Source organism: Paraburkholderia sp. Ac-20336, from assembly GCF_017105025.1.
Taxonomy (GTDB): domain Bacteria; phylum Pseudomonadota; class Gammaproteobacteria; order Burkholderiales; family Burkholderiaceae; genus Paraburkholderia.
This window is the reverse complement of sequence record NZ_JAAGPS010000007.1, coordinates 1-15,526: the sequence shown is the minus strand read 5'-3', so window position 1 is coordinate 15,526 and position 15,526 is coordinate 1. Positions and strand designations below refer to the sequence as shown.

12 protein-coding genes are annotated in these 15,526 nt (G+C 65.1%); 11 read left to right on the top strand and 1 reads right to left on the bottom strand.

Going from position 1 to position 15,526, the window contains the following annotated elements; all coding sequences use genetic code 11:
• The first annotated feature begins 99 nt into the window (after positions 1–99).
• Positions 100–534 (top strand): VOC family protein, encoded by a 435-nt coding sequence (locus tag GXB81_RS04855; protein WP_167043815.1) that lies wholly within the window; start codon positions 100–102, stop codon positions 532–534.
• Between the two features lie 941 nt (positions 535–1,475).
• On the top strand, positions 1,476–2,051 hold the full coding sequence (locus GXB81_RS04850) for a recombinase family protein (RefSeq protein ID WP_167043818.1): 576 nt from the start codon (positions 1,476–1,478) through the stop codon (positions 2,049–2,051).
• Between the two features lie 104 nt (positions 2,052–2,155).
• Here the strand turns inward: GXB81_RS04850 and GXB81_RS04845 are convergent, their stop codons facing one another.
• Positions 2,156–2,728 carry a recombinase family protein gene (locus GXB81_RS04845; protein ID WP_167283089.1) on the bottom strand — a complete coding sequence of 191 codons (573 nt, stop codon included), beginning with the start codon at positions 2,726–2,728 and terminating at the stop codon, positions 2,156–2,158.
• A gap of 263 nt (positions 2,729–2,991) precedes the next feature.
• On the opposite strand from GXB81_RS04845, the gene GXB81_RS04840 reads away from it, so the two are divergent.
• From GXB81_RS04840 to GXB81_RS04800, 9 genes are all read left to right on the top strand, one after another.
• Positions 2,992–4,230: an EAL domain-containing protein gene (locus tag GXB81_RS04840; RefSeq protein WP_205988525.1), complete on the top strand. Its 1,239-nt coding sequence runs from the start codon at positions 2,992–2,994 to the stop codon at positions 4,228–4,230.
• Between the two features lie 172 nt (positions 4,231–4,402).
• The gene (locus GXB81_RS04835; protein ID WP_167043983.1) at positions 4,403–5,665 is read left to right on the top strand and encodes a nucleotide sugar dehydrogenase; all 1,263 of its coding nucleotides are present in this window, start codon (positions 4,403–4,405) and stop codon (positions 5,663–5,665) included.
• Positions 5,666–5,697: 32 nt separating this feature from the next.
• Positions 5,698–8,181 carry a tetratricopeptide repeat protein gene (locus GXB81_RS04830; RefSeq protein ID WP_205988524.1) on the top strand — a complete coding sequence of 828 codons (2,484 nt, stop codon included), beginning with the start codon at positions 5,698–5,700 and terminating at the stop codon, positions 8,179–8,181.
• A 299-nt stretch (positions 8,182–8,480) separates the two neighbouring features.
• Entirely contained in the window at positions 8,481–10,847 is a 2,367-nt protein-coding gene (locus GXB81_RS04825) for a glycosyltransferase (RefSeq protein ID WP_346777778.1), read from the top strand.
• Between the two features lie 38 nt (positions 10,848–10,885).
• Complete coding sequence (locus GXB81_RS04820; RefSeq protein ID WP_205988522.1) at positions 10,886–11,983, top strand: polysaccharide biosynthesis/export family protein; 1,098 nt, start codon at positions 10,886–10,888, stop codon at positions 11,981–11,983.
• A gap of 9 nt (positions 11,984–11,992) precedes the next feature.
• Positions 11,993–13,405, top strand: coding sequence for a sugar ABC transporter permease (locus tag GXB81_RS04815; protein WP_205988521.1), 1,413 nt, complete (start codon positions 11,993–11,995; stop codon positions 13,403–13,405).
• A gap of 7 nt (positions 13,406–13,412) precedes the next feature.
• Complete coding sequence (locus tag GXB81_RS04810; RefSeq protein WP_167043836.1) at positions 13,413–14,129, top strand: ATPase; 717 nt, start codon at positions 13,413–13,415, stop codon at positions 14,127–14,129.
• Positions 14,083–15,279, top strand: coding sequence for a sugar ABC transporter (locus GXB81_RS04805; RefSeq protein ID WP_240159045.1), 1,197 nt, complete (start codon positions 14,083–14,085; stop codon positions 15,277–15,279). The genes GXB81_RS04810 and GXB81_RS04805 overlap by 47 nt, the downstream gene beginning before the upstream one ends.
• Positions 15,272–15,526, top strand: a 255-nt coding sequence (locus GXB81_RS04800) for a hypothetical protein (RefSeq protein ID WP_205988520.1), incomplete at its 3' end; no start/stop codon positions are given. The genes GXB81_RS04805 and GXB81_RS04800, both read left to right, overlap by 8 nt.

The following is a 15,526-nucleotide window of genomic DNA, read 5'->3' as shown; positions in this document are numbered from 1 at the left end:
TTTTTATTCATGGTTAAACTTGGCCTCGCGTGACGGGCTCGCGCGGGACGCGAGCCGTACCTCAACCCCACTTCACTTCAAGCCAGCGAGTTTTCCATCATGAGCGTTGCCGAAACCGTCTTGCCGCCGTTCCATCTGGCGTTTCCTGTGCATAGCCTCGCCGCCGCGCGCGAGTTTTACGGCGAACTGCTCGGTTGTCCGGAAGGACGCAGTTCGGACGCATGGGTCGATTTCAATTTCTACGGCCACCAGATCGTCGCCCACCTCGCGCCGGACGAAATCGGCCATCGCCACACGAGCGCGGTCGACGGCGACGCGGTGCCGGTGCGGCATTTCGGCGCGGTGCTGTCGATGGAGCAGTGGCAGGCTGCCGCGGACAAGCTGCAGAAGGCCGGCATCGAATTCATCATCGAGCCGCACGTGCGCTTCAAGGGCGAGGTCGGCGAGCAGGCCACGATGTTCTTCCTCGACCCGTCGGGCAATGCACTCGAATTCAAGGCGTTCGCCGACATGTCGTCGCTGTTCGCGCGGTAGGCGCTGGGTAACCGGTTGCGTTGACGCAGGAACGCCGGCCTTCGGGCCGGCGTTTTCGTTTGTGGCGGAGGGCTTTTCGCGCGACGTTTCGTACTGTTTCGCGACGCTTCGTGCAGGCGAGAACGAACGGGAAGAGCCTCACGCGGCGGTGCTGCCGCATATCGTGCGGCGGCGTCGGTTTGCGGCGGAATGTGCGCAATCCGAATGGATTTTGGAATTACGCACTCGATAAGCCTGAGGCGTAATTGTATCCAAGCGTAACTTCCCTATTGCCTGTGCGGAAACGCCACAAGACGTTATTTTTCCGCCAGATTAACCAGATAGGGGGAATTGCTACGTAGAGGAAATAATGAGAAAGTAATATTTCGTTACACTAATAAAGCTATTTTAAAGAATTGAAAATATTAATTAATGGTATGTTAAGTATATATTTAAATTTTGAGATAAAACGGACCTAATCTTCATTCTGAATTCCGGAAATGAATGATCTGTCCGATTGCGTGGGTGACGTGAAATGGCGCTAATGGATGTATTCGTTCCAGGCGATGATTTGCGTATTTGAGTCGAATCGCAAAAAATATCGCCATTATTGCGTGCAGGGAAGTAATCGAGTAAATCGCTTTCCTCTATTTCGATTTTTGCGGCTCAAGCCGACGAGCTGGCATTTCGGGTAAAACAGACGTGCCGGCCATCCTTTTCGCCGGCACCGTACGCCACGCGCAGCGTGGCCGCACCTCGCGTCCCCAGGCGAAGCTCCGGGTTTCCTTGTGCCTGATTCCGGGCGAGGTCCGGCTGTGTCCAAGGTTCGTTCGAAAAAATGACCGATCGTCTCGATATGTGGGATGAACCGGCGCGCATGTCCTTTGAATGGTGATGAATAGATCTGAATAAGCCGTCCGTGGAGACGTCGGATTTGCTGGATAAGTAGATAAGTAGAGAGAATGAAAATCGGCTACGCGAGGGTTTCTACTGATGACCAAAATCTCGATTTGCAACTCGAGGCGCTGCGGGCGGTGGGATGCGTAAAAGTATTCACCGATCATGGCGTGTCCGGCAGCACCTTTTCCCGGCCCGGGCTCGACGAGGTGCTGGATGTGCTCAAGGCGGGCGATACCCTCGTGGTCTGGAGGCTGGACCGGCTCGGCCGTTCGATCAAGAAGCTGATCGAGCTTGTCGAAACCTTGGGGAAGAGGAAGATCCAGTTCGTGTCGATCACGGAGTGCATCGATACGACGTCCGCCGGCGGCACCTTGCTGTTTCATATCATGGCGGCGCTCGCCCAGTTCGAGCGCTCGCTGATCGGCGAGCGCACGCGCGCCGGCATGCGCGCGGCCAAGGCGCGCGGCCAGCATGTCGGCAGGCGTCACGCGATGACCGAGGCCGAGTGTGTCCAGGCGCATCAACTGCTGTCCGAGCACTCAACCCTGTTCGTTGCCCAGAAGTTCGAGATTCATCCCAAGACGTTGCTGCGCAGCCTGCGCCGCCACGGACTCAGTGTCGAGAAGACCGTTTGCTGACCCGGGCAGCCCGGCGCCGGGTCCGTGGCGAGGCGCGCCCCCCCGCGCGCGCCTCGTTTGCGCATATCTCGTTCCGATACCGGGCAGTTCTAGCCTGCCAGGTTCTACTTCAGGAGACGCGCGGTTTGCTCCGACTGCTGCCGCGCGCGGCGGATCGTGCGCGGATGAACGTTGAATTTCGCCGCGACGTCGCTGATGGAGCAACTCTCGAGCAGCTCAATCGCCTCGGTCTTCTGCTCCGGCGTCAGAACCGGACGCCGGCCCAGCCGGGAGCCCCGGTCGCGCGCCGCGCGCATGCCGGCGCGCGTGCGCTCGCCGATCAGCGAGCGCTCGAACTGGGCGAGCGCGGCGAGCATGTGAAAGATCAGCATGCCGCTGCACGACGTCGTGTCGATGGCTTCCGTGAGTGACTGAAACTGTATTCCCCTGGCACTGAGGCTTTCGATCAGTTCCAGGAGCCGCCGCAGCGACCGGCCGAGCCTGTCCAGTCTCCATACGACGAGAATATCTCCCGCACGCAATTGTTCCAGCATCGAACTGAGTCCGGGGCGCAAAAAGCTGGCGCCCGAAACACCCTGATCTTCAAAAAGCATTTGGCAACCCGCCGCCTTCAAAGCACGAGTCTGTAGATCCAGATTCTGCTCATCCGTCGATACGCGTGCATACCCGATTTTCATGACACTTTACTCCGAGATTTAGTTTGTTTTTTACTTGTGAATACGAATTACCTGATCAGCATTTTCTGCTGACTAATGACGACAAAGGCTGGACATAACGGGTCCCTTTCGTCCTGGCAAATTCCTCGTAAATTCACGCAGCAAGTTCATGATTAACCCGATGGTTTTTTAGCGGCGATCGACTATGCTGGATCGTGACACAAAGGACCCCTTTTGTCCTTTTCTCCCCGTTATGGCGTCGCCTGTAATAAAGGCGCGGCGGCATGATGTCCGGGCAGCCTTTGTTCCCGCAGCCGGTTCGGCCACTGGCCGATTTGCCTGAGCAGTCCGGCCGGGCGGGAACGCTGTGCATTGCCGCGTCGCTGACGAACCTGCGCGAGATCGAGCGCGCATGGGGTTCGCGGCCCGCACTTGCGGTACGGCATGTCGTTCTCGAGCGGGCACGCGAGCTGTGCCGTTCGGTATCGGGCATCGCAGTGCTGAGCGGCGACGTGATCCTGTTCGTCTTCGATTCGCCGCTCGGCGGTCTGCCGCCGGCTGCGTCGGACCTGGCGCAGATCGGCTTGCTGCTCGACCGCATTCTTTGCGATCTCGCCGACCAACCGGTCAAGATCGCCGGCGACGCGGTATTCGTCACGCTATCCCTGTCGGTCGTCGAGCAGGCGGAAGGCGCATTCGATGCCGCGGCTCCCGGCGCCGATGCGCATGTCGCGCGGCCGGGCCGCGAGGAAGAGTACTGGCGCGAGCGTTTTCTCGTCGACATGAAGGCGGCCGAGAACCTGTTTTCGGCGAAGCATCTCGACCGTCTGGTCTTCGATGCGGAATCGGTCCGCCATCTGGGCAGCGCGGGGATCGTGCGGTACTACAAGGTGGTGCCTTTCTGGACGTGCCACGGCGTTCGCCAGCAGGTTGCCGGGATGGTGGCGCCGCTCGCGCGGCTCGGCCTCGTGCGCAGGCTGGATCGCTGGGCCGTCGAGGCGACCCTGTGCGCGCTGCACGCGAACCCGGGTCTCTCGTTTGGCTGCAACGTGACGTCGCACAGCGCTTCGCTCGATGCCTGGTGGACGCTCATCATTGCGCAGCTAAGCGAGCAGCGAGCCGTCGCGCAGCGGCTCGTCATCGAGCTGTCGGATGTGCCGCCGGCGACCGATCTGGCGACCGTCGGCGCATTCGTGCGCAGGCTTCAGGCGCTGGGCTGCCAGGTCGCGCTCGATAACGTGGGCGGCGGCAGCAGCAGTGTCGAGGCATTGGCGTCGCTCGGCGCCGACATCGTCAAGATCGGCGCGGGCTGCCTGCGCGAGGCGCGGGTGAGCGACCGGGCCGCCGACTTTCTGCGCAACCTCGTTGCCTTGGCGCGCGGCACCGGCGCCGACGTCGTGATTACCGGCGCCGAGGATGCAGCGGACGTGGAGATTGCGGAGTTCGTCGGGGCGACGCATATCCAGGGGCCGTGTTTCAAGGATCAGGTTCCTGAAATTTTGAATATCAATTGTCCTAACTAAACCGAAGTTCCGGTTTGGCCGGGAATCGTTCATCCCGGGTCCGGCCTTGCGGCTGGTCCCCGGGCTCATTTTGTCTGGGTCGAAGCGTTCGTGTCCGCGAACCGTATAGGGGTTCGCGGGCCGGCGATACGCGACGTTTAATAAGGGGAATTGTGTGACGACGAAGATTGCGGTGTGTGGCTTGGGCTATGTCGGTCTGCCCGTGGCAGTGGCGCTCGCACGCCACTTTGAAGTGACCGGATTCGATGTCGACGCGCGGCGGGTCGAAAACCTGCGCGACGGCGAGGACTGGACCGGCGAAATCGAGCCGCACGTGCTGCGCGACTCGACGATGCGCTTTACCGACAAGGTCGAGGACCTGGCGGGGACCAACTTCTTCGTGGTCGCGGTGCCGACGCCCGTCGACGAAAAATGCAGCCCCGACTTTTCGCTGCTGGAAAGCGCGTGCCGGCTGATCGGTCCGGTTCTGCAACCGGGCAGCATCGTGGTGTTCGAATCGACCGTCCATCCGGGCGCGACCGAGGACATCTGCGGGCCGGCACTCGAAAAGAGTTCGGGCCTGCGCTGCGGCATCGACTTCAAGCTCGGCTACAGCCCCGAGCGGATCAACCCGGGCGACCGCGAGCATCCGCTCGAAAAGATCGTCAAGATCGTCTCGGGCCAGGACCAGCAGGCGCTCGACGAGATCGCCGCCGTCTACGAAAAAATCATCGATGCGGGCGTGTTCCGCGCGTCGTCGATCAAGGTGGCCGAAGCGGCCAAGGTCATCGAGAACACGCAGCGCGACATCAATATCGCGCTCATGAACGAAGTCTCGAAGATCTGCGATCTGGTCGGCATCCGTTCGTCCGAGGTGCTGGAAGCCGCGGGCACCAAGTGGAACTTCCTGCGCTTTACGCCGGGCCTCGTCGGCGGTCATTGCATCGGCGTCGATCCGTACTATCTGACCTCGAAGGCGCAGGAGCTCGGCTACCACCCCGAAGTGATCCTGGCGGGGCGCCGCATCAACGACGGCATGGCCGACTACGTCGCCGGCCGTCTCGTTCAGGTGATCGCGAGCCGCCATCGTCTCAAGGCGTCGACCCGTGTCGGCATTCTCGGCATCACGTTCAAGGAGAACGTGCCCGACATCCGCAATTCGAAGGTCGTCGATCTTTACGAAGCGCTCACGCGCTACGGCATGTCGCCGATCGTCTACGACCCGATGGCCGATGCGGAGCAGGTGCACGAAGAGTACGGCATCAAGCTCTCGTCGCGCGAGGAACTCAACGCGCTGGACGTGCTCGTGTTCGCCGTGCCGCACCGCGAGATCGTCGACACGATCGAGAGCGATCTGCCCGGAATGATTGCCGACGGCGGGATCGTCTGCGATCTGAAGTCGTCTCTCGACGGCGAGCGGATCATGAAAAACAAGCTGACCTACTGGGCGCTTTGAGCGGCAGTACAGACGATATCTGAACGATCATCATGACTCTTTTCAACATAGCGCCTGTTGGTACCTGCCGTATTCACACGCCGCTGCGCCGGGGCGCGGGCCGTTATCCGATCCGTCCGGTGCTGGCCCGCAACTACGGATTCGTCCATACGAGTTCCGAAGCGCTTCAGCAATTGCAGTTCATGTTCGGCCAGAAGGACATTCCGGCCGACGTGCGCACGCTGACGTTTCGGCCCGGTTCGTCTGGGAGCTTCGAAGGGAAGCCGTCGCCCGGCGCCGATCTTTATCTGGTCGAGATTTCTTCGCGCAAGCTGCTGAGCGTCGACGGCCATCCGATCCAGATGAACTACATGGTGCGGCATTTCGGCGATTTCTTCGCCGACAAGAAACGCACCCGCCAGTTCTGGTCGATGGCCGTGCCGAGCCGGATGGCCGAGCGGCGCGCGTGGCTCGACCAGGATTTCGCGTTCCAGCGTCTGTCGGCGCAGGATCGCGATCTGCTCGCGCGCATTCAGCGGCACGACCTGAAAGATGCCGAAATTTCGGCGGAAATGGAGCAGATCGCGACGATGGTCGGCAAGGACCATCTGGCCTTCGTCACGCACGTCAATGCCGATACGCCCGACAACATGCCCGTCGAGCAGCGGCGCGAGCTGATTAACACCGTGCGCGCGATCGCGAAACGCATGAACGTGCCGTGCTACGACCCGACTCCGCTGATGCGCAAGCTGGGCCAGGCCAACGCAATGGAAAACGGCGGGCTCGATCTGACGCACTACACCGATCTGTTCTCGGACCAGCTGTGCGAGGCCTGGTACACGGAGTTCGTCGTGCCGCGCGTCGATACGTCCGACGTTCAGGCGCCGCCGAAGACCGATGCGGTCCAGCACGAGGACACCGCGGAAAGTCTCGAAGCCGCCTGGAACGCCGGGCGCGTGCTCGAAGTGTCGCAGCGGCTGCGCGGGATTCTGCGCCATGGCGAAAGCAGCCGTCAGCACCGGCTGTTGTTGGGCCGCGTGCAATACGACCTGGGCGACTTCGAGGGCGCGGCCGCGCAGTTCGAATCGTTCGGCGCGGAGCCGGAATTCGACGAAAAGACCAACCTGCTGCTCACCCAGTGCTACTTCGAGACCGGGCGCTACGAGCAGGCTGCCCGGCTCGCCGCGGCGCTGCTCGCGGACGAGCACGAGGCGCCCGCGATCCTGCGCATCTGCGCGGAATCGGCCGGCAAGCTCGGCGATACGGCCACGGCGCTGGCTAACTGGAAGCGCCTGTTCCGTCTGTCGACCGATAGCGCCGACGCAGCCGCCGCCGCGACGGCCGTGCTGCGTCTGCTCGAAACCTCGGGCGATGCCGAGGGCGTCGTGCAGTGGGCAGGCGAAGTGCGCGACGCGCTGCCCGCTCACGCGCCGAGCTTCGTCGCGCTCTGGGAGCGTGCGCTGACGGCGCCGGATCGCGCGGCGCTGCTGGAACTGGCGCGCGAGCCCGTGGAGATGGACGAGGCCGAGATCCTGGCCCTCGCGCAACGCACGGTCGAGCGCGGCTGCGCGACGCCGGCCGCGCTGCTTGCCGCGACCCAGGGGCTCACGCGCAGCAACCGCAAGGAGACGGCCGAATGGATCGCGCGCGCTGCGGCGGCCTGGCTCGACGAGGGCAACGCGGCGCTCGCCTCGGGCGACATGCTGAAGGCGGCGGACCGGCTTCAGGCGCACGCGCAGCTCAATGCGAACAGCAATGCGCTGATTCGCGCGAGACGGCAGCTCGAACGCCAGATGCGTCAGGACGTGCGCGCGGCGCTGATCGCTCGCGATTACGAACGCGCGGCCGGCGTGCTCGCGATCGCGAGTCAGACGCTCACGACATTCCCCGAGCTGGCGAGCTTCCGCATTCGCGTGGCCGAAGCGCTCGACGACATCGACACCGCGCTGGTCTATCTGCGCGATGCGTCCGGGCTCGACGATATCACCGAGAGCACGTGGATCAAGCTGGCTCGCATGGCGGTGCGCAGCGGCTACTACGGCGAGGCGATCGATGCCTATGCGCGGGTGCTGAACTCGGCGTCGAGCGATCCTGCCGCGCGCATCGAGGCGAAGCGCCAGATTCTCGGCCTGCGCAGCCGCGTTATCCGGCTTGCACGGGAAGCGCATCGCGCGGGCGACTACGAACGCGCCTGGGCACTCCTCGAACGTCTGCAGCAGCTCGATCCAGACAACAAGGAAGTCTCGCAGGAGAAGAAGCGCGTGCTCGCGGGGCTGCACGTGAAGGTGAAGTCGCTCGATGCCGCGCACGACGCCGACCGGCTCACGCTGGGCGAGACGATCCTGCGCCTCGCGCCCGAAGACCCGGTCGGCTTGAAGGCGGCGGCGACGGGCGCCATGCGCACGCATCGTTTCGAGCAGGCGCTCAAGTACTGGCAGGCGTTGCGCTCGCGCTCCGCATCGCCGGAACTGATCGACGGAAATATCCAGAAGTGCCGGATATTCATCGATCGCGCCAAGCGCAAGAAGGCCGCCTGACGGGCCGCTGATGCGCCATGCGCCGGGACGCGGGTCCCGGCGCATGGCGAGCGGCCGCGAATGAGGTTGAGGTATTTCCAGGGATAAATGGCTGGGTTCCGGTAATGGCTAAAGCAGGAAAAACAGCAGCGAACGAGAGCACGCTCGCCGTGCAGGCTCGGCCCAAACGAGGCCGGCCGGCAGGCGACGCGGGCACGGCGCACGAGGCCGGCAGGCAGGCCGCTTCGCCGGCAAAGCCGCGTGCGGCCGCAAGGCCCGCGGCTGAGGCGAAATCCGGCACGGCGGCGAAGCCCAAGGCTGTGGCGAAATCCAGGGCGGTGGCGAAGCCGAAGGCCGTGGTGGAACCGAGCGCGGCAGCAGAGATCAAGAAGGCTTCGGCACAACTGGAGGTAGTAGGGGAGCACACGGCTGAGGTACAACCCGAGGCAGCAGCAGAGCCTCAGGCTACAGCACACGACGAGGCAGCGGCAAAGCCCGAGGTCGCAGCACAACCCAAGGCAGCGAAGCCCAAAGCGGTAGCGCGGCCCAAGGCGGCCACGCCGAACACCCCGGCCACGCCCGACGCCGCCGTACCACCGCCGCAACAGCAACAACCGCCGTCCGAAGCAAATGCAGAAGCAAATGCACAACCGCAGGACCTGCCTTCACTGCACGAAGAACTCACACGCCTGCTCGCGGCCTGTACGACGTTGCAGAGCGCGCGCAAGCACCTGGGCGAGGCGGAGCGGCTGGCCGCGCAGGACCCCGACGACCGGACCGTGCGTATCGTGCTGCTGCAGATGCGGGAGCGGACCGGGCTCAGCACCGGCCTGCTCGAACAATGGGCCGATCTGCTGCGCGACTGCCCCGACGATCTGATGGTGGCGCGGCACTACGCGACGCGTCTTCTGAAGGAGCGCCGCTTCGACGAGGCCATGGCGGTCGCGGATCGCCATTTTCCCGAGCAGGCGCAGGACACGCGCAAGGCGCTGGCCCGCGCCGAATTTCTCGCCGACATCAAGGCGCACGATGCGTCGGATGCGATCTTCCGGCGCCTCATCGCGGAACACGACCGGCGCCATCTGCGGGTGGCGTTCGCGAAGCGCCTCGTCAAGCGCAGCATGGTGGCCGACGCGATCGAAGTCATCGAGCCGGTCGCGCACGAACTCTCCCCCGACAGCAAGGGCGGCCAGCTCGTCGCGAAGATCGTCGACGACTACACGTTCTACCGCCGCTTCGAATCCGCCGCCGATCTGGCCGGACAGGACATCAAGATCGTCGCGATGCGTCAGGCCATCCTGCGTTTTCGCCATCGCGACGTAGCGCCGCCGCCGCGCGGAAAGCCCGCCTCGGTCGCGCTCGTCACGGGCAGCCTCGGGCCCGGCGGCGCGGAACGGCAACTGACGCGGCTCGCCGTGCATTTGCGGCGTCTCGTGGCCGAAGCCGCCGGTGCACGCGACAGCGCTGCGGACCACGCCACAGGCCACGACGTCAGCGCGATCGAAGTGCTGGTCAAGCAGCACTCGGACCCGGCGCGCGTCGACCGGCCGCAGCGTCTCGACTTCTTTCTGGGCATGCTGCGCGAGGCCGATGTCAAGGTTTCCGAAATCAACGCGATGCCGGCCGTGTCGGCTGCGCATCAGGACATTCACGACGCGGACCTGCTGCGCCTGCTCGGCAATCTGCCGCCCCAGGTGCACTACGGCGTCACGCGTCTCGCGCCGTATCTGCGCGAACGCAGGTTCGACGTCGTGAGCCTCTGGCAGGACGGCACCTGTCTGTTCGGCGCGCTGGCCGCGCTGCTGGCCGGCGTGCCGACGATCCACCTCGTGTTTCGCGGACTGCCGCCGAATATCCGCCAGGAACGCAATCGTCCGGAGTACGCAGCGTTCTATCGCGCCATCGCCGAGGTGCCGGGCATTCACTTCGTCAGCAACAGCATGACCGGCGCGCGCGAGTACGCCCAGTGGCTCGGGCTACCGCTCGAACGGTTTCGCATCCTCTATAACGGCGTGCCCGAAATGAACGCGCTTGCCTCGGAGCAGGACGAGCAGAAGTGGACGGCGTTCGTCGAGCGCACGGCGGACGCGAGCGAAACGATCGGCGGCGTGTTCCGCCTCGAACCGGACAAGCGGCCGCTGTTGTGGATCAAGCTCGCGCACCGCTATCTGAAGCGGCGTCCGCTGGCGCGCTTCGTTATCGTCGGCGACGGCCGTTTCAGCGACGAGGCGCAGGCGCTCGCCACCGAGCTCGGCATCGCGGGCCGCCTGCTGCTCGTCGGACTCTCGTCGCACGTGGGGTTCTGGTATTCGAAGATGGACGTCAAGGTGATGCTGTCGCGCCACGAAGGTTTGCCGAACGTGCTGATCGAAGCGCAACTGCTCGGCATCTGCGTGGTGTCGACGCCGGCCGGCGGCGCGGGCGAGTGCTTTATCGACGGCGTGACCGGGCATCTGCTCGGCTGCGCGGAGAACCCTGACCTGAACGATGCGTGCGAGAAGATCGAACACCTCGTGCTCAGCGCGCAGGCGGATGCCACCGTGCGGGAGCGGGCGCGGCAGCGGGCCGCCGAACTCTTTTCGGTGGAGGCGATGCTCGCCACGTTCATGAGCCTGTGCCGGCGCGCCGCGCCGGTGGAGGAAAGCCCCTCGCAGGTGGAACAACTCGACAATCTGGTGATGAATTGATGCGGTACGGGCTTGTTGGTTTTCCTGACCGTCTGGTCATGGCTCTGGCTTTCTGTCTCTGCGGCGTTTTGCAGGGATGCGTGATCCCGCGCAGCGGGCCGCTGCTCAGCGAAGTGCAGGCTTCGCGCGATCACAACGACATCGAACTGGTCGGCGTGACGCCGGCGCTCGCGCTCGCCTCGCGCGCGGCGGGCAGCGCGAGCTTTCCGGACGCATTCCAGCAGGCGCAGCCGGTCGATTACGAAAAACTCGCGCCGGGCGATGGCGTCGACATTTCGCTGTGGGGGCAGGACGGCGTCGGCGTGTTCGGCAACGGCTCGGGTGGCGCGAGCGGCCTGAGCGGCACGGGTGGCATGACGGACCTCGGCGAGATGGTGATCGACGAAGCCGGCACGATCTACGTTCCGCAAGTGGGCCGTGTGCATGCGCAAGGCCTGACGCCGGCCGGGCTGCGCGACGCGATCGAGCGGCGCCTGAGCCGCGTGACGGTCGGGCTCGATGTCAACGTGCGGCGCACGGAACGGCGCGGGCAGACCGTGGCGATCGAGGGCGACCTCAAGAAGCCCGGCGTGTATCCGATCGGGCCGGGCATGCAGCGCCTGAGCGGACTGTTGAGCAAGGCCGCGCCCGACCAGATGAACCCCGAGCAGCTCGCGGTGACGCTGCGGCGCAATGGCGAGAGCGTGTCCGTGCGGCTGTCCGACGTCTATCGCAACAGCGCGGAAGATATCGCCTTGCGTGCCGGCGACTCCGTGGTCGTGCATGACGTCGTCGAGAATCTGACGGTGCTCGGCGCGGCGGGTGCGCAATCGCGGCTCAAGCTCAGCAAGCGCAATTACACGGTGCTCGACGCGCTCGGCGATTCGCGCGGCCTGAACGATTCGCTCGCCAATCCGAAGGCGGTCTTCCTGCTGCGCATCCGTCCGGACGATGCCGGCACCGCCGACACGCGGCCGGTGGTCTATCAGTTCGATTTCACGAAGCCCGAGCAGATGGTGCTCGCCGGCAAGTTCGCGGTGCACGACGGCGACGCGATCTATATCTCGGACGCACCGTTCACCCAGGTTCAGAAGGTTCTCTCCGCCTTCAGCGCGACGCTCGGCACCGCGCGTTCCGTGTCCAGCCTGTCGCAGTGAAGGCCGGACATGAGCAACCAGGATCGCATCAAGAACTGGCGCGAGCGCCGGACGGCGCGGCATGCCGGCGACGAGGCCGGCAATGCGGAGGCGGCGGCGAATACCGTCACCGATGCGGTGACCAGCACGGCGCACAACGCAGCAGACAGCGCAGCGGGCACCGCAGCGACCCACGCGGCGCACGGCTTGCGCGCGGCGGACTCCGCGGGCGGCGTGCTGAGCGGCGTACTCGATGCGCTCGCCAGCGCTCCGCACGAGAGCGTGGCCGGGCGGCGGCGCATCTACGCGGCGCTCGAGAGCGAACTCGAGGCGGAACTCGCGCGCGACGGCATGCCGTCCGAGCGCGCGGAATTGCGCCGGCGCCAGTTGCGCATGGTCGTGCGTCTGCTGGAAGCCGATATCCGCGCGGGCATCGACGTGCTGACGGCAGGCTATGCACCGGCCACGCTCGACGCCGACGACGCGCGTCTGGTCGACGGATTCAACCGGCGCGGGCAGCAGCGCAAACAGCAGGAGACGCGCGAAGCACGCCGTCTCGCGTCGCGCGAGGACGTGGCCTTCGAGATCGCGCTGAAGCCGCACGAGGCGCACGAAGTCGCGCTGCTGCGCGAGCGGATCGCCGGCATTCATGCGCGGCAGCACGGCGCGAAGCCGGGCACGCTGCAATCGCGGCTGGCGAGCATCGGGCCGCTGCTGCTGCTCCAGCTGCATATCCTGCAGAGCGAAAGCCGCATCGCGCTGCTGTGGTCCGTGGTCGGTCCCGCCGTGCTGCTGAGCCTGATCTCGTCGCTGTACTTCCTGATGGGCACGCACTACGTGCTCGGCATGGACGTGCCGACGTTCTCGCTGCTGGGCGCGACGACGTGGATCATGTTCCGGCAGGCGGTGTTTCGCACGAGCACGAGCTATGTCGCGGCGCGCGGGCTCATCAACCTGGAGTCGGTCACGCCGCTCGCGGTGGCGCTGGTGCAGGGCGGGCTCTTCATCGGCATCTATCTCGGCGTGTATGCCGTGCTGATCGGCGTCGGCCACAGCCTGGGCCTCATTACGCTGCCCGTGCGCTGGTCGGGAGCGATCGCCTATGTCGTGATGATGGGCGGCGCGGGCGTCTCGATGGGGCTGATCTTCGGCAGCATCGCTATCCGCTGGCACTTCTTCTTGCGCTTTGCGCCCGTGATCGAGCGCGGCCTGGAAGTATTCTCGTCGGTCTTTTTTGTCTCCGAGCAGTTGCCGGAGCAATACCGCAAGTATTTCTTATGGTCGCCGTTCGCGCATGGGATGCAACTGCTCAGATCGGCGTACTTCGACAGCTATTCGTCGCATGACGCGAGCTTCGCGTATTTCGTCACCGCGCTGGTTTTTCTCGGCGTGCTCGGCGCGGGCATGGAGCGGCTCGCGCGAACCCATGTTCAACCGATGTGAGCGCGCCATGATCCTGATGAACGGTGTGACGGACGTGCCGCGAATTTTCGGTGCGCGGCAGCCGCTGCTGCAGCAGGTCGACCTGCTGATTCCGCAGGGGCGCTATGCGCTGCTCTCGCGGCGGCCGGAATTCCATCGCGCGATCGTCGACGTGATCGCGGGGCTGCGGCCGCCGCGCGAGGGCTTCGTCGCTCACCAGGGGCTCGTGTCGTGGCCGCTCGGGCGGCAGGGCTTCGTGCGCGGCAAGGCGACCGGCCTGCGCATGATCGAGTTCGTCTGCGCGCTCTATGGGCTTGCGCCCACGCCCTGCGTCGAGCTGGTGTCGGACCTGCTGACGAGCCCCGAGTATCTGGCGCGGCCGATGGAGCATTGGCCGCTCTATGTGCGTCAGGAATTTTCCTTTGCGCTCGCGCTCGCGCCGGACTTCGACGTGTATGTCGTCGAAGGTGCAATTCCGTTCGAGGACTGCCGCTTCACGAACCTGTGGCTCGCGCTGTTCGAAGAACGGCTGGTCGGGCGCACGCTGCTTCTATCAACCTACCGTCATCAGCAAATGATGGATTACTGCACCAAAGGTTTGGTCTATGAGCAATACGGCCTTCGGATCAACGACGACCTCGGAGAATGCATCCGCCGGTTCCCGCCCCGGAGATCCCGCAGCGAGTCAGGCGGAGACAATGTGGTCGACATCGGCGTCGGCGTCGGAGACCAGTTCGGCGTCTAGCGAGGAACTGCCGCTCGCGCAGCGCGCCAGGGTGCGCGAGCAGGCGTTGCGGCAGCGCCGCCGCCAGCGGCTCGTGACACTCGGCCTCGTGCTCGTGCCGGTCGTGCTGACGGCGCTTTACGCGCTCGTCTTCGCCGCGCCGCGCTATCGCGCCGAAGCGCGCTTCTCGGTGCGTTCGAGCGCGTCCCAGCCGGCCGCGCAGGGCACCGCGGGCCTGCTGTCGAGCGGCAGCGGCGGCAGCGTGGTGGGCGGCTTCGTCGACGGCTGGGCCGTGGCCGACTTCATCCGCTCGCGCGACGCCATGCGCCAGCTCGACAACCGGATCGGGCTGCGCCGGTATCTCGTGTACACCGGCCTCGACCCGCTGAACCGGCTGTCGCCCGAGGCCGGCGAGGACGCGCTGTACCGCGCCTATCTCGGCGCGGTCGACGTCTCGTACAACATGATCGAGCAGATCGACGTGCTGCGCGTGAGCGCCTTCTCGCCCGAGGATGCGCGCACGCTGTCGGACGCGCTGATCGGGCTGGCTCAGCAGTTCGTCAACAACATGGACGAAAAGGGCGTGACCGATACGCTCAAGGTCAGCAAGGAGGCCGTGACGCGCGCGGAGAAGGAGGCGATCGGGGCGCGCGGCACGCTGACCGACTGGCGCGTGCGCAACGGCAATATCGACCCCGAGGCGGAAGCCGGCATGCTGCTGAATCTCTCCGCGCAGCTGGAGGCCGAACTCAACACCGCGAAGATCAATCTCGACAAGATCCGCGCGCTGAACAACCCCGAGCATCCGATGCTGAAGCCCGCGCAGATGCAGGTGAGCGCGCTGCGCAAGCAGCTCGACGAGGTGCATGCGCGCATGAGCGGCAAGGGCAACACCGACGCGAGCCGGCTGAAGTCCTATCAGGCGCTGCTGAACGCGCAGACTTTCGCGGACCAGAATCTCGCCTCGGCACGGCAGAACTATCAGCAGGCCTTTACCGACACGCTGCGGCTGCAACGCTACCTCAGCGTGATCGCGCGCCCGTTGCCCGAGGGGCGGCCCGGCAGCCCGAACACCGGCGTGCTGCTGATCGAGGCGCTGGCCGTGGGGTTCGTCTTCGCGTTTGCCGTGCGTGCCGCCGAGGCGCTGTACCGGGAGTTCAGGCATGGCTGAGCCGGTGACCACACGCGCCGGGCATGGCGAACGCGATGAACGCGATGAACGCGGCGAGCGTTCCGCACGCGCCGGCACGCTGGCGCCGCTCGAAGCCACGAAGCGGGCGATCCGCACGGAAGCGTGGGAAACGGGGCTGGCGCAGCTCGACGAGATCGAGCGCGGCGGCGGCCAGCTCGACGCTCATGCCGGCCTGCTGAAGGCGATCGCGCTGATCCGCTCGCGCGGCTTCGCGGCCGGAATCGGA